At 63.4% G+C, this 19,885-nt stretch carries 18 protein-coding genes; 8 read left to right on the top strand and 10 right to left on the bottom strand.

The features are described 5' to 3' along the window. Positions 1-41 precede the first annotated feature (41 nt). The 3 genes from RFM98_RS00915 (at position 42) to RFM98_RS00905 (ending at position 5,666) form a co-directional block, all read left to right on the top strand. The gene (locus RFM98_RS00915) at positions 42-2,612 is read left to right on the top strand and encodes a GcvT family protein (RefSeq protein WP_320307073.1); all 2,571 of its coding nucleotides are present in this window, start codon (positions 42-44) and stop codon (positions 2,610-2,612) included. A 293-nt stretch (positions 2,613-2,905) separates the two neighbouring features. Then, positions 2,906-4,309 (top strand): ArnT family glycosyltransferase, encoded by a 1,404-nt coding sequence (locus RFM98_RS00910; RefSeq protein ID WP_430682233.1) that lies wholly within the window; start codon positions 2,906-2,908, stop codon positions 4,307-4,309. 16 nt (positions 4,310-4,325) lie between these two features. Beyond that, on the top strand, positions 4,326-5,666 hold the full coding sequence (locus RFM98_RS00905; protein ID WP_320307071.1) for a M24 family metallopeptidase: 1,341 nt from the start codon (positions 4,326-4,328) through the stop codon (positions 5,664-5,666). Here the strand turns inward: RFM98_RS00905 and RFM98_RS00900 are convergent. Both RFM98_RS00900 and RFM98_RS00895 read right to left on the bottom strand, forming a co-directional pair. Continuing rightward, a complete protein-coding gene (locus RFM98_RS00900; protein ID WP_320307070.1) occupies positions 5,634-6,473 on the bottom strand; it encodes a phosphate/phosphite/phosphonate ABC transporter substrate-binding protein in 840 nt (279 codons plus the stop codon). The two genes, RFM98_RS00905 and RFM98_RS00900, sit on opposite strands and share 33 nt — an antisense overlap. Positions 6,474-6,550: 77 nt before the next feature. After that, positions 6,551-7,552 carry a fatty acid desaturase gene (locus tag RFM98_RS00895; protein ID WP_320307069.1) on the bottom strand — a complete coding sequence of 334 codons (1,002 nt, stop codon included), beginning with the start codon at positions 7,550-7,552 and terminating at the stop codon, positions 6,551-6,553. 249 nt (positions 7,553-7,801) lie between these two features. On the opposite strand from RFM98_RS00895, the gene RFM98_RS00890 reads away from it, so the two are divergent. The 3 genes from RFM98_RS00890 (at position 7,802) to bmt (ending at position 10,439) form a co-directional block, all read left to right on the top strand. After that, complete coding sequence (locus RFM98_RS00890) at positions 7,802-8,659, top strand: helix-turn-helix domain-containing protein (protein ID WP_320213727.1); 858 nt, start codon at positions 7,802-7,804, stop codon at positions 8,657-8,659. Between the two features lie 70 nt (positions 8,660-8,729). Next, positions 8,730-9,332, top strand: a complete 603-nt coding sequence (locus RFM98_RS00885; RefSeq protein WP_320307068.1) for a DUF1989 domain-containing protein — start codon at positions 8,730-8,732, stop codon at positions 9,330-9,332. Between the two features lie 84 nt (positions 9,333-9,416). After that, positions 9,417-10,439: a betaine--homocysteine S-methyltransferase gene (gene bmt, locus RFM98_RS00880; protein WP_320307067.1), complete on the top strand. Its 1,023-nt coding sequence runs from the start codon at positions 9,417-9,419 to the stop codon at positions 10,437-10,439. An 8-nt stretch (positions 10,440-10,447) separates the two neighbouring features. Here bmt and RFM98_RS00875 read toward each other — a convergent pair whose 3' ends face one another. The 6 genes from RFM98_RS00875 to RFM98_RS00850 form a co-directional block, all read right to left on the bottom strand. Further along, the gene (locus RFM98_RS00875) at positions 10,448-10,732 is read right to left on the bottom strand and encodes a hypothetical protein (protein WP_320307066.1); all 285 of its coding nucleotides are present in this window, start codon (positions 10,730-10,732) and stop codon (positions 10,448-10,450) included. A gap of 138 nt (positions 10,733-10,870) precedes the next feature. Next, positions 10,871-13,045 carry a YfbK domain-containing protein gene (locus RFM98_RS00870; RefSeq protein WP_320307065.1) on the bottom strand — a complete coding sequence of 725 codons (2,175 nt, stop codon included), beginning with the start codon at positions 13,043-13,045 and terminating at the stop codon, positions 10,871-10,873. A gap of 2 nt (positions 13,046-13,047) precedes the next feature. Beyond that, positions 13,048-13,608 (bottom strand): RNA polymerase sigma factor, encoded by a 561-nt coding sequence (locus RFM98_RS00865; protein ID WP_320307064.1) that lies wholly within the window; start codon positions 13,606-13,608, stop codon positions 13,048-13,050. A gap of 184 nt (positions 13,609-13,792) precedes the next feature. Continuing rightward, entirely contained in the window at positions 13,793-14,524 is a 732-nt protein-coding gene (locus RFM98_RS00860) for a dienelactone hydrolase family protein (RefSeq protein ID WP_320307063.1), read from the bottom strand. 104 nt (positions 14,525-14,628) lie between these two features. Beyond that, on the bottom strand, positions 14,629-15,318 hold the full coding sequence (locus tag RFM98_RS00855) for a hypothetical protein (protein WP_320307062.1): 690 nt from the start codon (positions 15,316-15,318) through the stop codon (positions 14,629-14,631). Positions 15,319-15,407: 89 nt separating this feature from the next. Continuing rightward, the gene (locus RFM98_RS00850; RefSeq protein ID WP_320307061.1) at positions 15,408-16,982 is read right to left on the bottom strand and encodes a trimethylamine methyltransferase family protein; all 1,575 of its coding nucleotides are present in this window, start codon (positions 16,980-16,982) and stop codon (positions 15,408-15,410) included. A 270-nt stretch (positions 16,983-17,252) separates the two neighbouring features. Here RFM98_RS00850 and RFM98_RS00845 point away from each other — a divergent pair, with 270 nt between their 5' ends. Beyond that, positions 17,253-17,951, top strand: coding sequence for a cobalamin B12-binding domain-containing protein (locus tag RFM98_RS00845; protein WP_320307060.1), 699 nt, complete (start codon positions 17,253-17,255; stop codon positions 17,949-17,951). Positions 17,952-18,036: 85 nt separating this feature from the next. Here the strand turns inward: RFM98_RS00845 and RFM98_RS00840 are convergent, their stop codons facing one another. Further along, the gene (locus tag RFM98_RS00840) at positions 18,037-18,171 is read right to left on the bottom strand and encodes an EncA/B family entericidin (protein WP_320307059.1); all 135 of its coding nucleotides are present in this window, start codon (positions 18,169-18,171) and stop codon (positions 18,037-18,039) included. A gap of 54 nt (positions 18,172-18,225) precedes the next feature. On the opposite strand from RFM98_RS00840, the gene RFM98_RS00835 reads away from it, so the two are divergent. After that, positions 18,226-18,858, top strand: a complete 633-nt coding sequence (locus RFM98_RS00835) for a DUF1638 domain-containing protein (RefSeq protein ID WP_320307058.1) — start codon at positions 18,226-18,228, stop codon at positions 18,856-18,858. A gap of 5 nt (positions 18,859-18,863) precedes the next feature. Here RFM98_RS00835 and RFM98_RS00830 read toward each other — a convergent pair whose 3' ends face one another. Continuing rightward, complete coding sequence (locus RFM98_RS00830; protein ID WP_320307057.1) at positions 18,864-19,778, bottom strand: NAD-dependent epimerase/dehydratase family protein; 915 nt, start codon at positions 19,776-19,778, stop codon at positions 18,864-18,866. Positions 19,779-19,885: the final 107 nt, after the last annotated feature.

Genomic DNA, 19,885 nt, shown 5'->3' with positions numbered 1-19,885 from the left:
CCTATTTTTGACTCCACATTACACAAGACGGATCTATCTTCATGAAATCCCACGTAAAAGCGGTTGTCATCGGCGGCGGCGTCGTCGGCTGCTCGGTGCTCTATCACCTCGCCAAGGCCGGCTGGACCGACATCATGCTGATCGAGCGCTCGGAGCTGACCTCCGGGTCGTCCTGGCACGCGGCGGGCGGCTTCCATACGCTGAACGGCGACCCGAACGTCGCCAAGCTGCAGGCCTATACGGTCCAGCTCTACAAGGAGATCGAGGAGATTTCCGGCCAGTCCTGCTCGCTGCACCTCACCGGCGGCGTCATGATGGCCGATACGCCGGAACGCATGGACTTCCTGCGGCTGGCCCACGCCAAGGGCCGCTATCTCGGCATGGACACCGAGCTGATCACGCCTTCGGAAGCCAAGGCGATGTTCCCGCTGATGGACGAGAAGAATTTCGTCGGTGCCATGTGGGATCCGGTCGAGGGCCATCTCGACCCTTCGGGCACGACCATCGCCTATTCCAAGGCGGCCAAGAAACTCGGGGCCGAGATCGTGCTGCGCAACCGCGTCGTCGACCTGACCCAGCAGCCGGACGGCACCTGGAACGTCGTCACCGAACAAGGCACGGTCCATGCCGAGCATGTCGTCAACTGCGGCGGCCTGTGGGCGCGCGAGATCGGCCGCATGGTCGGCGTCGAGCTGCCGGTGCTGGCGATGGAGCATATGTACCTGCTCACCGAGCCGATGCCGGAGGTCGAGGAATTCAACAAGTCGACCGGCCGCGAGATGATCGGCGTGCTCGACTTCAAGGGCGAGATCTACACCCGCCAGGAGCGCAACGGCATCCTGCTCGGCACCTATGAGAAGGCCTGCAAGCCGTGGTCGCCGGTCAACACACCCTGGGATTTCGGCCATGAGCTCTTGCCACCCGACATCGACCGCATCGCGCCGTCGCTGGAGATCGGCTTCAAGCATTTCCCCGGCATCGAGAAGGCCGGCATCAAGCAGATCATCAACGGCCCCTTCACCTTCGCGCTCGACGGCAATCCGCTGGTCGGTCCGGTGCAGGGCCTGACCAATTTCTGGTGCGCGTGCGCCGTCATGGCCGGCTTCAGCCAGGGCGGCGGCGTCGGCCTCGCGCTGTCCAACTGGATGGTGCATGGCGATCCGGGCTTCGACGTCTGGGGCATGGACGTCGCCCGCTTCGGCGAATGGGCCAGCCTGCGCTACACCAACGCGAAGGTGCGCGAGAATTATTCGCGCCGCTTTTCGATCCGCTTCCCGAACGAGGAACTGCCGGCCGCCCGTCCGGCGCAGACGACGCCGCTCTACGACACCATGCTTGCCAACAATGCCGTCATGGGCGACTCGTGGGGCCTGGAGACGCCGCTCTGGTTCGCGCCGGAGGGCTCAGAGCCGAAGGACATCGTCTCCTTCCACCGCTCGAACGACTTCGGCCCGATCGGCGAGGAAGTGCGCGCCACGCGCGACAAGGTCGGCGTCACCGAGATCGCCAACTTCGCCAAATACGAAGTGTCGGGACCGGGTGCTGAGGATTTCCTCAACCGGCTGATGACCAACCGCATGCCGAAGGTTGGCCGCATCGTGCTGACCCCGATGGTCAACGAGTTCGGCAAGCTGATCGGCGACTTCACCATCGCCAAGTCGAGCGAGGACCGCTTCATGATCTGGGGCTCGTCGGCCGCGCAGAAGTATCACATGCGCTGGTTCGAGAAGCACCTGCCGAAGGATGGTTCGGTGCGCATCCACCGCTTCGACCAGACGCTGGTCGGCCTGTCGATCGCCGGGCCGAAATCGCGCGACCTGCTGCAGAAGCTGGTCGATGTCGATGTCTCGACCAAGGCCTTCCGCTTCATGGATTTCCGCGAGATGGCGGTCGGCGGCGCGCCCTGCCTGGTCAACCGCATCACCTATACCGGCGACCTCGGCTACGAGATCTGGATGGCGCCAGCCTATCAGCGCCTCGTCTATCACGCGATCAAGGAGGCCGGCGAGGAGTTCGGGATTGTCGATTTCGGCATGCGCGCGCTTTTGTCGATGCGCCTCGAAAAGAACTTCCCGACCTGGTTCCGCGAATTGCGTCCGATCTACGGACCCTTCGAAGGTTCGATGGACCGCTTCATCAAACTGGAGAAGAACGACTTCATCGGTCGTGAGGCGTCCGCCAAGGAACAGGCCGAGGGGCCCAAGCTGCGCCGCGTTTCGTTCATCGTCGATGCCATCGATGCCGACGTCATGGGCGACGAGCCTATCTGGGCCAAGGTCAGCAAGGACTACGGCACCGTTGAGAAGCCGCACGGCTATGGCGCACCGCGTTTCGATGAGACCGGCAAGGAAATACGCGGCTCCAAGGCCGCAGAAGGCGCCTCCGCCGTGCGCGGCATCGTCGATGGCGACTGGCGCGTCGTCGGCTGGGTCACTTCTGGCGGCTATGCGCATTACGTGCAAAAGTCGATGGCGCAGGGCTACGTTCCGGCGGCCCTTGCCGAGGACGAAAGCGCCGGCCTGTTCGAGATCGAGATCCTCGGCCACCGCCGCCCGGCGCGCATCAATGTCGAGCCGCCCTTCGATCCGAGCGGCGAGAAGATGCGGACCTGAGGCGTAGAGCAATTCCAGGAAAAGTGTGACGCGGTTTTCCGCCCGGAATTGCGTAAAACAGACAGGCAGAGCGGTTTGCCGTCTCTACGAAACGGTGAACCGCTCTGGCAAATTGTTGGATTGCGCCGGTCGCTATGGCATGGTCGAGCCCGCTACCGGCGCATCAGCATGAGAAGACGACCCCCTTGCGGCAGCTAGAGAAATGGACCGATTGGCTCTGCGATGAACGGGTCGGTCCATTCAGCGCCGCGGTCGCTTTTGCCCTCCTCTACTGTCTGACTCAGACAGTGGTGATGGCGCTGTTGTCCCACGTTGTGGGCACGGGCGTCGGCGTCGACGATTCCGAGCAGTTGATGGAAATGCGGTTCCTGGCTGCCGGCTACGGCAGTTCGCAGCCGCCACTCTATACCTGGCTGGCCATGCTTGCCGCCTCGCTGGTCGGAACCAGCGTCCTTGCCCTCAAGATCGTCAAATACGGCCTTCTGGCTGCGGGGCTGGCGGCCTATTTCACCGCCGTCCGCCGGCTTGGCTATTCGAGCCGCACTGCTGCCGCCGCCATGTTCGGGCTGCTCCTGTTCCCTCAGATCTTCTGGGAGATGCAGCACGCCCTCACCCACTCGGTCGCCATATTCTGTTTCACCTCGGTGCTGCTTCTGGCGCTGGTCGAGGTGCAGAAGCGGCGATCGGCCATTGCCTATGCGCTGTTCGGCCTGGCGACGGCCGCCGCGATGCTGTCGAAATACAACATCGTCATCTTCCTCGCCGCGTTGCTCCTGGCGGCTCTCTCGGTTCGCGAAACGCGCGAGGCGATCTTCGATCGCCGCTTCCTGATCAGCGTGGCGGTGGCGGTCCTAACCTGCCTGCCGACGCTCTATTGGAGCCTGACCCATCTGGACGATCTGCTTTCGCACCAGGGAGGCCTCGGCGTCGCCGAGGGCGGCAGCGTTGCGAATACGGCATTTGTCGGCATTCGGAGATTGGCCAATGCGATCGTCAATTTCGCCGGATTGCCGGCAGCGGTTTTTGCCGTCGCCTATTTCCTGACGATAAGAAAACGGACGGAGCCGCTTCAGCCGGTACAGTGGCCGGAAAAGCTCTTGTGGCGAGCCATCGTCTTTGGTCTGGTGGTTTTGGTGGCAGTGGTGTTGGCGGCCGGCATTACGCAGTTTCGCGACCGCTGGATGCTTCCCGTGTTCATCTTCTTGCCCGCGGCGCTTGCCATGCGCTTTGACGCCATGGGCCAGAGGGGGCGAAAAACACAAGCTACCATCGTCTTCGTCGGCGCGGTCCTTGCCATCCTTGTGCTGCCGGTAAGCTGGTACATGCACTTGAAAGGCGGCGACAGCCGCGGCGGTATCGTGCGCATGGACTACCGGTCGCTCTACGACCAGATCAACGCCGACGGACCGGTCAGCACCGTGGTGTCGAGCTGGTTCTGGATCGGCAATCTGCGCCTGGTCGATTCGGACCTTATCGTGCTCGACGATGAAATACCCGACTTCGCCCAGTCGATCCGCGAGCCGGCAGTGCTTGTGTTGACGGAAGACAGGGAGCCGCCTTCGGCCGTCTTCAACAGGATCGCCCAGGCAGGCTACGTGATGGATACCGTCCATCGGCGCATCGCGGTGCCTGAGCGCTTCGGCGACGCGCCGCGCCAACTGACAATTACCAGACTGCACAAGAAGGCGGCGCGGTAGAGCGCCAGGGGACTGCATGGACAAGCAACGCTTCGGCCACCACCGCAAGATCATGCCGTTCGAACCCGGCTCGGTCGAAGCGCTGCTCGAAGCCTCCCGCGAGAAGGCGGCCTCGCTTAATCAACATCTGCTGGGCTATGGCCTTCAGGCCGAAGCCGAGTGGGCGGCGGCAGGCATCGCCGCGCCCGACCTGCCCGCCATGCGCAGATACCGGCTGGAGCGTATTCGCGCCGAGCTGAAGCGCCGCGACTATGCCGGCGCCCTGCTCTACGACCCGGTCAACATTCGCTACGCGACCGATTCGACCAACATGCAGCTCTGGGTCGCGCACAATCCGACCCGCCATTGTTTCGTCGCCACCGATGGGCCGGTGGTGCTGTTCGACTATTTCTCCTGCGAGCACCTGTCCGACCATTCGGGCGTCGTCGACGAAGTGCGACCGGCCGTGTCGTGGATATATCTCTACAGCGGCGAACTGACCGATGAGAAAGTTCGCCGCTGGGCCGCCGGCATCGCCGAGCTCGTTGCCGAGCATGGCGGCGGCAACCGACGCATCGCCGTCGACCACATCGATCCGGAAGGCGTCGAGGAGCTCGCCCGCCGCGGCATTTCCGTCGGCAACGGCGAGGCCGTGATGGAGAATGCGCGCCTCATCAAATCGTCGGATGAGATCCTCGCCATGCGCCGGGCCATCGTCGCTTGCGAGGCGGCGATGAGCGAGATGGAAGCGAAATTGAAGCCGGGTATTTCCGAGAACGAATTGTGGGCGGAACTGCATCGCGGCAACATCGCGCGCGGCGGCGAGTGGATCGAGACGCGTCTTCTGTCCTCGGGGCCACGCACCAATCCCTGGTTCCAGGAATGCTCCTCACGCATCATCGAGGACGGCGATCTCGTCGCCTTCGATACGGACCTCGTCGGCCCCTACGGCTTCTGCGCCGATCTCTCGCGCACCTGGCTCTGCGGCGACGGGAGGCCGTCGAACGAGCAGCGCGACCTGTTCCGCATTGCCGCTGACCAGATCTCGCACAATACAAATCTGATGCGGCCGGGCATCTCTTTCCGCGACCTCGTCGAGCGCTCGGCGGTGCCGCCGGGCGATTGCTATCCGACACGCTACGGCGTGCTCTATCACGGGGTCGGCCTGGCGGACGAATACCCGACGCTGCCGCATGCCGGCGACTGGACCGCCGACACGCCGGACGGCGTGCTGGAACCCGGTATGGCGCTTTGCGTCGAAAGCTATATCGGCCGGCTCGGCGGGCACGAAGGGGTCAAGATCGAAGAGCAGATCCTGATAACAGAGACCGGCAACGAGAAGCTTTCAGCCTACAAGCTGGACGAGCGGCTGCTCTGATGCGCCGCCCTCGACCGCCGCGACGGCCTCGCGCATAGCGGCGACGATCGGCGCCGGGGTGGTCCTGGCGGTGATATAGGGCAGGCCCTTGCGCCGCGCCGTCCAGCCGACGACTTTGACGCCCTGCGCAGCCGGCTCGAAACGTTGCGCCAGCGCCCAGCTTTCGCAGTCGATCGCCGCGATATCGGCCCTGCCCTCGGCGACGGCGACGATCGACGACCGGTGGCCGCCGCTTTCGCTGCGCGAGGCGAAAATATCAAGGCTTTCACCAATCGCCTCCAGGTCGCGTGTCAGCCCGATCAGCCCGGACATCGAATCCGCACTGTTGAAGGTGAAGCGTTTGCCGCGCAGAAGACCGGTCGGAATGATGGCCTTGCCATCCAGCGGCGAGGCAACCGAGGGTCCGCCATCCGCAGGCATCACCAGCGCGCTGGAATAGAGTTCTCCCTGCCCGCCCTCGAACCCATCGTAGTTTGGCTGGGCAATCGCCTGCACATGCTGGGCAAGGCCGAGTTCCATCGGCCCCCAGCAGGTTTGCCCGAAGAGCAGCGCGGGGCTCAGCCAGAGCTGGTGAAAATCGAACTCATGCGGGGGCAGTGTCGCCGGGTCGGGCGCGATCAGCCTTCCGGCGTCGTCAAGAATACCGCCGGGCACCGCCGGCAACTCGCGATTGCTGCGCGCGACGGCCTCCGGCGCATCGATGCCCCTTTGCCGGAAGGCGTCGCGGAGCCGCGCCCATTGCGCGTCGACTTCGCCACGCGCTTCGGGCCAGTCATACATCGGCAATGCCGCAACGAATTTACTCATGCCGAACAGCTTTCAAAGACAGGCAACCGTCGGCGCCTGCGTTCCGCCGCGAAAAAAGCGATCGCGAAAAGTCGAGATTACTCCTTCGGCGGCTCAGCCGGAACCGGCGCCGTTCCAAGCCCGTTGACATTGCGCGCCCTGACGCGCGGCTTGAAAGCACGGCCAGGTTCGGGCGAGCGGCGCAATACCGGATGGATGACCGGCTCCTTGGCCTTGAAGGCGAAGGATTTGATCAGCGAGAGATAGTTCGGATAGACATAGCCGTTGTTCATCCGCAGCCATTCCTCGCGGCGCTCGCGAAACAGCTTCGGCAGTCTGTACCAGGCAACCGTCGGGCTCTTGTGATGCACGAAATGCAGGTTGTTGTTGAGGAACAGGAACGACAGCGGCGAGCGTTCGACGATGATGGTGCGCCCTTCCGGATGTTCGGACCACTGGTGCTCGGCATAGGTGCGCACCGAAATCAGCGACTGTCCGAGCCAGACCGGCACCAGCACATAGAGCCAGAGCGGGATGCCGAAGCCGAAGGTCACGACCGGCGTCACCACGGCGATGCCGATGGCGTGCAGCAGCCAGGCCTTGCGGATAGCCTTGTCGCCGGCGGCGATCTGCTTGGCGTCGTCGATGAAGAAGCCGACCGACGACAGCCAAGGACCGAGGATGAAGCGGCCGACCATGGTGTTGTTGATCTTGAGCAGGAACTTCATCGCCGGCGGCAGGTCCTCATGCATCCAGAGCGCCTGGTAGTAGCTTTCCGGATCGTCGAGCGGATCGGTCAGACGCTCGTCGGCGTGATGGCGAAGGTGAATTGTCTTGAAGCGGCGGAACGGCCAGACCATGCCGATAGGCAGAAAAACGAAGGCTTCGTTGACGCGGGCGCTGCGGGTCGGATGACCGTGCAGAACCTCGTGCATCAGCGAGGATTGCAGCGCCAGGATCAGCCCCAGGGCGATCAACGCGATCAGGGGATAAGATGGCCAGAGCAGGAAGCCGGTGGCGAGCCATGTGCCGTAGCAGAAGAGAGTGAGGAAGGCTGTCGGCCATTCGATTGCCGGTGCGCTGCGACGCCTCTTGTTCATGCCAGTATTCATGCTTGCCATGCTATCGACCACTGCCTTTCAGTCGCCGGAACCCCCTTGATTCCTGACAGCATTGTGTCAGGAGCCTGCCGTTGCCGCAACGCGACAAAGCGCACAAACTGTTGCGATTGCGCATATTTGGCTGCAGGTGTTATATATTGTAAACAAACTTGGGGATTCATTTACGCCTGAGCCATGTTCAGCACGGCTCAGACGAAAATTTTTCCTCCTGCAAGCAGGGGCGACCTGATGGACAAGCGCGATCTGTCGACGATCTTCCGGGAGCGGCTGAAATTGCTCTTGACACGGTCCGACCTCAACCAGTCGGCCTTCGCGACGGCCGTCGGCATCGACCGCTCGGCGCTGTCGCAACTGCTTTCCGGCGCCTCGACCCGCCTGCCGCGCGCCGAGACGCTTCTCAACATCGCCGCCGAGTTCAAGGTATCGCTCGACTGGCTGCTGGGCTTGAGCCACGACGAAGGCGTCACCGGCGAAATCCGCGAGAGCCTGGAGATCGAGGAGGCGCCGGACGGCTTCGACCGCACGCTGCTCGCCAAATGGCATGCGGAGGCGGCCGGCACGAAGATCCGCTACGTGCCGGCAGGCATCCCTGACCTTTTGCGCACGGAGGCCCTGGTCGAATATGAGGCCGGAATAACCAACAAGAGCCGTGAAGCACAAGCCGGCGAAACGCAGTACCGTATCGACTACAACCGCCGGCCGGAGACCGACATGGAAGTCTGCATGCCGCGCCACACATTGGAGATCTTTGCGCGCGGTCTCGGCGTCTGGGATCGTTTTCCCGAAGCCGACCGCCGTGAGCAACTGCTGCACATGGCAGCGCTCCTTGACGACCTTTACCCGACCTTCCGCCTGTTTCTCTATGACGGACGCATGCGCTATTCGATCCCCTACACGATCTTTGGCCCCTACCGCGCCGCGATCTATGTCGGAGACATGTATCTGGTGTTGAACGCAACCCAGCCGATCCGCACCCTCACCAGCCATTTCGACAATCTGATCCGGGCGGCCGACATCAACGCGCACGAGGCGGCGAGCTTCGCGCAAAAGCTGGCCGCAATGTCCTTCCCATCAGGCTCTGTCTGATCGCCGGCATCGACATCATCTTGACGGTCGGCCGACGTCCCGGCCGCCGATCATCGTTTCAGGGAAACCCATGCAAGAGCCGCGTCACGTCGTCGTTCCTCCTCAATCGGGTCGTTCCATGCGCGTCGGGCGCGGCGATCTGGTTCGCATCATCGATCCCAAGGGCCAGCAGGTCTCCGACCTCTGGGCCTTCTCGACCGAAGGCGGGCTCGACTGGCTGAGCACATCGCAGACCCGCGACATCACCGAGAGGCTGTTTCCGAAACTGGGCGACCATTTCTACAGCGCCGCCGGCAAGATCATGCTGACGCTGGTCGAGGACGCCTCGCCCGGACCGCACGACATGCTCTACCCGGCCTGCGACAGCGCGCTCTACAAACGGGCCGGCCTGCCCAACCACCCGAACTGCCGCGACAATCTGATGAAGGCGCTGAGCACGGAAGGCATCGAACTCCCCTTCGCGCCCGATCCGGTCGACCTGTTCCAGAACTCCATGCCGCAGCCCGACGGGACTTTGGTGGTCGAGGCCTCGATCAATCCGCCGGGCGGCTACGTGACGCTGCGCGCCGAACAGGACCTCTTGCTTGTCGTCACCGCCTGCTCGGTCGACCACCACCCGACCAATGGCGACGCCTGCACCGAGATCGAGGTCGAGATCACCCCGGCTGCATAGGGCCTTCCCGGGCGCAAACTCGTTGACTGGACATAAAGACTTCTTTATATCGTTATTTGAATTCGGAACACGAAAGCTAAAGCCATGACCGCGACCAACCCGATTGACGCACTGCTTGCCGAAAAGGGCGTGCTTCTGGCCGACGGCGCCACCGGCACCAATTTGTTCGCGATGGGTCTGGAGGCCGGCGAAGCGCCCGAGCTGCTCAATGAGACTTCGCCCGAAACCATCGCCAGCCTGCATCAGAATTTCGTCGACGCCGGCGCCGATATCATTCTCACCAATTCCTTCGGCGGCACCCGCCACCGGCTGAAGCTGCACCATGCGCAGGACCGCGTTCACGACCTGAACAGGCGCGCCGCCGAAATCGCCCGCTCCGTCGCCGACAAGGCCGACCACAAGGTGATCGTCGCTGGCTCCGTCGGCCCGACCGGCGAGCTGCTGGTGCCGCTCGGCGCCATGACCTATGAGGATGCGGTCGATGCCTTCGCCGAGCAGATCGAGGGTCTCAAGGCCGGCGGCGCCGAAGTCGCCTGGATCGAGACCATGTCGGCGCCCGACGAGATCCGCGCCGCGGCGCAAGCCGCGATCCGCGTCGGCCTGCCCTATACCTATACCGGTTCCTTCGATACGGCCGGCCGCACCATGATGGGCCTGCTGCCGAAGGACATCCACGCCGTCGCCGACGGACTGTCGCAGGCCCCGCTCGGTGTCGGCGCCAATTGCGGCGTCGGCGCTTCCGATATCCTGGCTTCGCTGCTGGATATGACCGAGGCGAAGCCCGAGGCGACGGTTATCGTCAAGGGCAATTGCGGCATTCCGGAATTCCGCGGCGCAGAGATCCATTATTCCGGCACGCCGGAGCTGATGTCCGATTATGTGCGGCTTGCGGTAGATGCCGGCGCGAAAATCGTCGGCGGCTGCTGCGGCACCTCGTTCGCCCACCTTGCCGCCATGCGCAAGGCGCTCGATGCGCACACCAAGGCGGCGCGGCCGACCGTCGAGACGATCGTCGAGCGCATCGGCCCGATGCGCAACAAGGTGGCGACGGCAAACACCGCCGAAACCAGCGAAGCGCGTCGCGAGCGCCGGCGCAGCCGCGCCTGATACGGTTTCTACTTGCTGTTTTCGGTGTAGCGCGACAGCGCCGTGTTGAAATCGACAACGCCGCCGTCCTGGCTGTCGGCGCCCATCGTCATCAGGGCGCCCGATGCGCGCGGATCGGTGATCTGTTCCAGCATCACACGAAAACGGTCGTTATTGAGCGCCGAAAGCGCCGTGTTTCGAGCCGCGTCGACATCATTCCTGATGCGCGTGGATTCCGCTGAAGGAGCGGACGGTCCCCGCACCGGCGCATTGGCCGCCGTCGAGCTCGCGTTCCCGATTGTCGTGATATGCACCGCCGATCCCTCAAACCCTATCGGCACTGACTAACAGAAGCTCATTGCGATGATATTCCGGAAAAGCCGCGCAATTTAACGATTGCAAAAGGGCCGGCAGGATTTGTCCTGCCGGCCCTTGGTTCGATTGACGACGCTCTACTTGTTGCCGTCCAGCGATGAGGCCAGTCGCACCAGGGACAGGAACTCCGCCCTGTAGCCGAACGGATCGGCGCCGCGCGCGGCGTTTGCGATCTCGGCGATCCGGTCGTAGCCGAAATTCGCCGTCTGATCCTCATCGCGCAGCTTCTGCCCGAAGGCCGCGACGGCGACCGAGAAACGCTGGTCGGCGCCGGCTGCGTCGAAGGACGACACTTCGTTGGCGGCGGTCACCGGCGTGGTGATCAGCTTCGAGACATTCTCGTTCGGCAGCTTGTAGCGGATCTTGACGAAGGCATATTCGCCGGCGTTGGCGACACCGCCATTGTCGATCTTGGCCTGGCCGTAACGCAGCGGATCGACCTGCTCGCCGCCGCTGCCTTTCGGCGTGATCTCATAGACCGCCGTCACCGAATGGCCCGAGCCGATATCGCCGGCATCGACGCGGTCATTGTTGAAATCCTCGCGCTTGAGCGCCCGGGTCTCATAACCGACCAGCCGGTACTCCGAGACCGCGGCGGGGTTGAACTCGACCTGGATCTTGACGTCCTTGGCGATGGTGAACAGCGTCGAGGACGCGTCATCGACCAGCACCTTCTGCGCCTCTGCAAGCGTGTCGATATAGGCGGCCGTGCCGTTGCCGTTCTGTGCGATGGTCTGCATCATCTGGTCGTTCAGATTGTCGCGGCCAAAGCCGAACACCGACAGGAAGACGCCGGTCTTGCGCTCGCTCTCGATCAGCCGCTTGAGATCCTCGTCGTCGGTCTGGCCGACATTGAAGTCGCCATCGGTGGCGAGCATCACGCGGTTGATGCCGTCCTTGACGAAGGACTGCTGCGCAAGCTTGTAGGCTTCGCGGATGCCTTCCTCGCCGGCCGTCGAGCCGCCGGGCGCCAGATTGTCGATTGCCGACAGGATCTTCTGCTTTTCCGCCGCCTTGGTCGGCATCAGCACCGTGCCGGCATTGCCGGCATAGGTGACGATCGAGACGGTGTCATCGGCCTTGAGCTTGCTGACCAGCAAGCGGAAGGCGGACTTGAGCAGCGGCAGCTTGTCCGGCTCGTCCATCGAGCCCGAGACGTCGATCAGGAAGACGAGATTGGCCTTGGGCTGCTCGGCGGGCTTCACATCGAAACCCTTGATCGCGACATGCATGAGCTTTGTGTGCTCGTTCCACGGCGTCGGCATCACGGTGACGGTCGAGTTGAACGGCGTCGCAGCCGAGTCCGGACCCTTCCAATCATAGGGGAAGTAGTTGATCATCTCCTCGACCCGCACCGTATCGGCCTCAGGCAGAGTGCCTTCCTTCAGCGAGCGCCGCACGAAGGAGTAGGAGGCCGTGTCGACATCGATCGAGAAGGTCGAGACCGGATCCTGCGCGGTTTCATGCACCGGATTGGTCTTGAAGGTCTCGATGCGGTCGCGGTTTTCCGCCTGCGGCTGCATCTGGTCGGCCGGCATGGGCGAAGGCTGCACCATCAGCTTGGAATCGGCGACCGCCGAGCCGGCCGGCGCCTGGTCAGCCCTCGCGGCTTCGTCAGCGCTGGGCTGCGGCGCCATCGACATCGCCGTTCTGCCAGATGAGCCGTCCTTGCCGCCGGCCGCGAGTTGGCCACTCTCTGCCGGCGCAGATTGCAGAGCAGGCTTGGCCTCGGGCGCCACCTCCCGCTTGAGCAGGCTGTCGACCTCGGTCGCCGGCTTGGGCGGCGTCGCTGGCACTTGCGAATTGTTCCTCGCCAGAGCTTCGGTGTCCGCGTCGGTTTTCTTCTGCTTGGCGGGCGCCGTCGCCAGCGGCTCGTTGATCGCGGGTTGCTCCGGCGCAGGCTTCTGCGCCACCGGCTTGTCGGCCACCGTCTCGGTGACCGTGCCGTTGCCGCCGAAGACGGGCGGCTCTTCCTTCAGCATCTCAAAAGCGGCATAGCCGGCGATAGGCAGCGCGACCAGCGCGGTGATGGCCGGCGTGGCAATGAGTTTCCGTTGCATGATTTCTCTCCAGAGCTTTTGTGCTCGCTCCGTGAGACGAAGGCCCGCTGAGGTTCCTTGGGGGACAGGCGAAATTTTTTCGTCGAGGTCGAAGGCCTGCATCGCGGCGGCGAACGCGCGCGCCTTCGCCTCGCCGTCCGGCGCCGGTACCGCGATGTCGCGCAGCCTTTCGAGTTCGTTGTCGTCGACCATGGTCACACTTCCCCGGCTGAACGCATCAGCACTTTCAGCCGTTTCTTCGCTTCATGGATGTGCCAGGAAACCGTCGTCTCCGAGATCGCCATCACCTCCGCCGCGGCCGCGTGGTTGAGACCTTCGCCATAGACCAGCAGCACCGCGTCGCGCTGCTTGTCGGGCAGCATCCGCACCGCCGCCCACAGCGATTCTGCCGGATCGCCGGCCTCCGCCGACGCCTCGCCGGCAATCAGCGCATAGGTGCCGTAGGCATCGGTCTTGGCGTTGTCGCGGGCGCGCTTGCGCATCATGTCGCGCGCCGCGTTCAGCGTCATGGCATAGAGCCATGTCGTGAAGGCGCTGCTGCCCTGATAATCGCGGATCGCGCGGCCGAGCCGCACGCAGACGTCCTGGGCGATGTCCTCGGCATCGGCCTTGCGGCCGCACCAGCGATAGGCGGCGCGATAGACGAAGCCATAGTGCCTTTCGAGCAATGTGCCGAAAGCCCCTCTGTCTCCGCCCCTCGCCCGCCCGATCAGTTCGGCATCGGAGGCTTCGCCGTCGTCCAGCATCATCGCCATCATTTGCCTGTTGGACGAAGGCTAATGGCCAATCCTTGGGACGATGCTAAGATTTTTTTAGCGCAGCGCATTTTCCTTCTCCCCGTTTCACGGGGAGAAGGTGCCCGAAGGGCGGATGAGGGGCAGCGCGAACCTTCGAAGGCTCGCGCTACACGGTGCCCTCTCCGCGATCTGCGAGAGATGGCTAGCCCAGTGTTTCTTTGAAGAACGCGGTCAGCCGCTTCCAATGCCTCTCGGCGCCTACCTCGTCATAAACGCTGTGATCCTTCACGCACCAGCCATGGCCGACGCCGACATAGTTCTCGATGACATGGTCGACCTCGGCCACCCGAAAGGCCTCCGCCAGCCGCGCCGACTGTTCCGGCGGGAAGCTGCGATCGACGCCGGCAACGCCGACATAGATGCGGGCCTTGATCATTGCTGCCTTGCGGTGCGGGCTGTCGGCGGCGTCGCTGGCCAGATTGCCGCCATGGAAGCTTGCCGCGGCAACAATCCGGTCGGGATAGCTCGCCGCCGCGTTCAGCGCCCGCGCGCCGCCCATGCAGTAGCCGACGACACCAACAGGTCCGGCGATCCCCTCGGAGGCCAGTGCATCGAGGAAGGCGCTGCCGTCGCGGATGGTCATGCCCTGCGTCGTGCCGCCGCTCAGCGCCGACAGCGCCGCCTTGGTCTTTTCCTCGGCAAAGGCTGTTTTAGGATCGAACGGGCCATAGGGCGCATAGCGGTAGAAGAGATCGGGCACCAGCACGGCATAGCCATGCCCCGCGAGGCGCTCGGCCATCTGGTCGAGCGCCGGACGCGGACCGAAAATATCCACGTAGAGGATGACGCCGGCCTTGGCCGGCGCGGCTGGACGAAACAGCCGTGCCTTCGCCGTGCCGTCCTGGGTCTTGATCTCGATGTCCTGCTTCGTCATCGCGCGCTCCGCCGGTTGCCAGGCGATAGATATCCGCGCCGCCCGCCAGGGCAAGCCGCAACCACTCGACCGCAGTCAAGTTTCCGTGCGGTTCGGAAGAATGCCTACAGTGCGGCGAACGCCGCCATATGGAAAGCCTGGACATCGGCCGGGTAGCGATACTCTGCGCCATAGGGACAGCCGTTGCGGTCGAGGCAGCCGCCGTTCCGGCAAGGCGCGCCGCGAGGGCCGCGCACATGCGCCAGGCACGCCTGGTGCGCGAAGCCGTCCACCGAATAGGCGCCGACCGGACAAGATTTTAGGCAGGGTTTTTCAATGCATGCGTCGCAAAGGTGAATCGCCGCGTCAGCTTCGGGGATCGCGATCTCCTGCTCGAACAGCAGCGCGCCGCGATAGGCGTGCCAGAGCCCATATTTCGGATGCATCAGGATGCCGAGCGGCGACGGTTTCAGCCCCTCGGCCCGCATCGCCCATTGTTGGAACGGCCGATAGGGCCGGTCGGAGGGCGACACGGCGCGCGCGCCGAACTTATCGGCCACGGCGTTCATCACCTGGCGCGACCATGTGTCGAGCGGATCGGCGATGGGTTGCGGCTGCCCCTCGAGCCAGCGCTTGAAATGCGGCCAGGGCGCCGCGCCCGCCTGCCCGACCAGCAGCACGGACCTGGCGGCACCCCCTGAAATACCAGAGGGCGCTACTTCATCATTGGCAAAACGAAAGCCGCCGCGAAGGATCAGGCCGTTGGCCGCGAGCGCGGTCGCGATTTCCCCGACCGGACTGCGGGAAAAAGTCATCCCTTGCGGTCCGGGTCGGAGAATGCGCTCCGCCAGACTTCCTTGTGGATGATGTCGGCCACTTTAGCCCGGCCTGACTCGGGCTCCTTTCAAGTGAAGGCGTCGGGCATCGAGCCCTTCTTCTTGGCGATGAACTCCTTCAGCGCCTCGTCGATCGCCGGATCGAGATGCGGCGCCTCGTAGCTTTCCAGCCAACGGCGCGCGAGCTCGTTGGCGCGCTGCGGCGCTGTCTTCTGGCCTTCGGCCAGCCACTGCTCGAAGGAATTGTTATCGGCGATGTTGGAGCGGTAGAAGGCGGTCTGGAAATTCGCCTGGGTATGATCGCAGCCGAGATAATGGCTGCCCGGACCGACCTGGCGGATGGCATCCATCGCCTGGCCGTTTTCCGACAGGTCGACGCCCTCGGCAAATTTCTGCTGCATGCCGAGCTGGTCAATGTCCATCATGAATTTTTCGTAGCAGGAGGCGAGACCGCCCTCGAGCCAGCCGGCCGAATGCAGCACGAAATTGGTGCCGGCAAGGATCGTCGAGTTGAGCGTGTTGGCGCTCTCATAGGCCGCTTGCGCATCGGGGACCTTCGAGGCGCAGAGCGAGCCGCCGGTGCGGAACGGCAGGCCGAGCCGGCGCGCGAGTTGGGCGGCGCCATAGGACACCAGCGACGGCTCCGGCGTGCCGAAGGTCGGCGCGCCCGACTGCATCGAGATCGAGGAAGCGAAGGTGCCGAACAGCACCGGTGCGCCAGGCCTGATCAACTGTGTGAACGATGCGCCGGCGAGCACTTCGGCCAGCACCTGCGTCAGCGTGCCGGCAACCGTCACCGGGCTCATCGCGCCGGCCAGGATGAACGGCGTGACGATGCAGGCCTGGTTGTGGCGCGAATAGACTTTCAGCGCCCCTAACATGGTCTCGTCGAAGACCATCGGCGAGTTGGCATTGATCAGGCTGGTCAGCACGGTGTTGTTCTCGACGAAATCGTCGCCGAACACGAGCTTGGCCATCGCCACCGTGTCCTCGGCGCGCTCCGGCGCGGTGACCGAGCCCATGAACGGCTTGTCGGAATATTTGATGTGGCTGTAGACCATGTCGAGATGGCGCTTGTTGACCGGCACGTCGACCGGTTCGCACACAGTGCCGCCCGAATGGTGGATCGATGGCGCCATATAGGCGAGCTTCACGAAATTCTGGAAATCCTCGATCGTCGCGTAGCGGCGGTTACCGTCGAGGTCGCGCACGAAGGGCGGGCCGTAGACCGGCGCGAACACCGTCGCATTGCCGCCGATCTGCACCGAACGTTCCGGGTTGCGCGCATGCTGGGTGTAGATCGAAGGCGCGGTCTTCAAGAGCGAGCGGCAGAGCCCTTTCGGGAAATGCACGCGCTCGCCTTTCACATCCGCGCCCGCTTCCTTCCACAGCGCGAGCGCTTCGGCGTCGTCGCGGAAAATGATGCCGATTTCCTCAAGCACCGTATCGGTGTTCTTCTCGATCAGCGCCAGGCCTTCCTCGTTGAGGACCTCATAGACGTTGATCTTGCGCTTGATGTAGGTGAGCTGGGTGCCTGGACCGCCGCCCGAACGGGCCGCCCGGCGTGCCGCCGCGCCGCCGCTGGCGCCGCGTCCGCGCCGCCCGCCTGACGCTTCCTGCTCGACTGCCGCGTTATCGCTCATGATCGTTCTTCCTATAACTTGGCCTGAATTGGCTTGGCGGCCCATCGCCGCCGCTTCTTGCCGGATCGTAGCCATGCACCCTATTGGAAACGGCCCGCCAGCGCCAACGCCTGTCGCAAAATCGACAAGAAAAGCGCCAACTTTTCAGTCGCTTTCCTTTTGCGGGAAGTCGCAAATCAGCTATGGCTAGCTTGCCCTCGCGGGTTAGGTATTGGCGCATCGATTTTTAGGCTGCCGCAGTCATTCCGAGCAGCAAGGAGCCCGAGAAAAATGTCCGACGACGAGATCATCCTTTCCGAGCTTTCCGACGAGGAGCTTGTGCAGCAGATGCACGACGACCTCTATGACGGTCTGAAGGAAGAGATCGAGGAAGGCACGCGAATCCTGCTCGAGCGCAGCTGGGCGCCTTACAAGGTGCTGACCGAGGCGCTGGTCGAAGGCATGCGCATCGTCGGCGAGGATTTCCGCGACGGCATCCTGTTCGTGCCCGAAGTGCTTTTGTCCGCCAACGCGATGAAGGCCGGCATGTTCATACTGCGCCCGCTGCTCGCCGCCACCGGCGCGCCGAAGCAGGGCAAGATGGTGATCGGCACCGTCAAGGGCGACATCCACGACATCGGCAAGAACCTCGTCGGCATGATGATGGAAGGCGCCGGGTTCGACGTCATCGACCTCGGCATCAACAACGCGGTCGAGAAATACCTCGACGCGATCGAGCAGCACCAGCCCGACATCATCGGCATGTCGGCGCTGCTCACCACCACCATGCCCTACATGAAGGTCGTGATCGACACGATGAAGGAAAAGGGCATCCGCGACGATTATGTCGTGCTGGTCGGCGGCGCGCCGCTCAACGAGGAATTCGGCAAGGCCGTTGGCGCCGACGCCTATTGCCGCGACGCGGCGGTGGCGGTCGAGACCGCCAAGGACTACATGAAGCGCAAGCACAACGTGCGCGCTTCCGCCTGATTCAAGGCATCAGGATGGACCGGTAAGAAAGGCCGCGCCTTGCAGCGCGGCCTTTTTGTTCCCAGATGATGGACGAGGCTGCCGATCAGTTGACAGTGTCTTTGACCGCTCTTGCCGTCGATTTGACGTCCTTGCCGACACCCCGAACGGTGTTGGCGCAGGCCGTGAGTGCAAGCGCGCAGGCAAGGATGGCCATCGGCGCGATACGTAGCAGTTTCATGGACTGTGTCTCCCTCGACAGATATTAAGCCCCCGCAGCGAAAGCCGGCCCGACTTGGTCAAAACGCAAAAAACGAAACCGAATCAAACAGACAGGCTGCTCGTCATCGCCTGCGGGATGATTGCGCGCGAAGTTTTGGCCGTCAAGCAACAGCTAAAGCTCGACCACCTCGAACTGACCTGCCTGCCGGCCGAGTTCCATTTCTATCCGGACCGCATCGCGCCGGCCATGGACAAGGCGATCGAGAAGGCCAAGTCGGAAGGCTACGGGCACATCTTCGTCGGCTATGCCGATTGCGGCACCGGTGGCCTGCTCGACCGCGTCATCGAGAAGCATGGCGTCGAGCGCATGGCGGGGCCGCATTGCTTTGCCTTCTACCAGGGCATGGACGCCTATGCGAAGGTCGCCGACGACGACATGATGTCGTTCTACATGACCGACTTCCTCTGCCGCCAGTTCGAGGCGTTCTTCATCAAGCCGCTTGGCCTCGACAGGCATCCCGAACTGGTCAAGGACTATTTCGGCAACTACGAGAAGCTGATCTATCTCGCCCAGACCGACGATCCGGCGCTCGACAAAGTCGCCGAGAAAGCCGCGGCCATGCTCGGCCTCGCCTATGAACGCCGCTCGACCGGTTATGGCGACCTGACCGTGGAACTGGCACGGGCGGCAGAGGGCGCGGCCTGAGGCCGTCACGCCTCCGCTTCGAGCGCCGCCAGCACATCGGCAAAACCTGTCTTGCAGGCAAAACCCAGTCGCTCCCTCGCCCGCGACGAATCGTAGACGCGGTCGATCGAGGAGAACATCGTCCAGCCTTTCCCGGCATAGAGCCTCGGATAATCCGGGAAGTAGCGCGCGACGACCGATGGCGCGTCGGCGATCAATTCGGCGCAATCCTGCGGCCCAAACGGCGTCGGCGCCGAAATGATGAAGGTGTCGAAACCGAGTTGTGGGGCTTTCTCCAGGGCCGCGACATGGGCTTCGGCCGCATCCTCTACCGTCAGCCGCCGAAACAGCAACTCGTTCGCCTTGGTGTTGGCGTCGGACTGCTCGATCGCATGCGCCATGTCGTCGGCTTCGGGAAAGAAGCGCGCCGTGCGCAACACCACGACCGGCAATCCATGCTCGATATGATAGAGGCGGCACAGATGCTCGGCTGAGAGTTTCGTCACGCCATAGATGTTGCGCGGCTCCGGCGACATTTCCTCTGTCAGCCAGGCCGCCTTGCGCGCGCCGCCCTGGAAGCCGGCGCGAATCGCCTGCGAGATCATCAGCGATGTCGTCGAGGTGAAGACGAAGCGCTGCACGCCGCAGACAACGGCCGCATCGAGCAGGTTGAGCGTCCCTTGCACATTCGTCGCGACGAAGTCGGCATTTTCGCGGTGCTCGATGTTCGGCTTGTGCAGCGCGCCGCTGTGAATGATGGCCTCGATGCGATTGTCGCGGACCGTCTTCAGGACGAGATCGCGATCCGCGATCGAGCCGACGATCTGCGTGCGCGCCGAGGCAACCGGATCAAGGCCGACGACGTCATGGCCAAGCGCCTTGAGCCTTGGCTCAAGCCCGCTGCCCAGCCAGCCGGACGATCCCGTGAGCAAGATCCGCATCGATCGAACCACCATTTTTCCGAGCTCACGCTGTTAAGCACGGATGACAGACGATGGCGAACCGGTAAGTTGTGCGCCAGCGATAGAAAAAACTGTTCCAGCCATTG

Origin of the sequence: Mesorhizobium australafricanum, assembly GCF_033977265.1 — a bacterium.
Classification (GTDB): Bacteria; Pseudomonadota; Alphaproteobacteria; order Rhizobiales; family Rhizobiaceae; genus Mesorhizobium; species Mesorhizobium australafricanum.
This window is presented reverse-complemented; position numbering and strand designations above follow the sequence as displayed.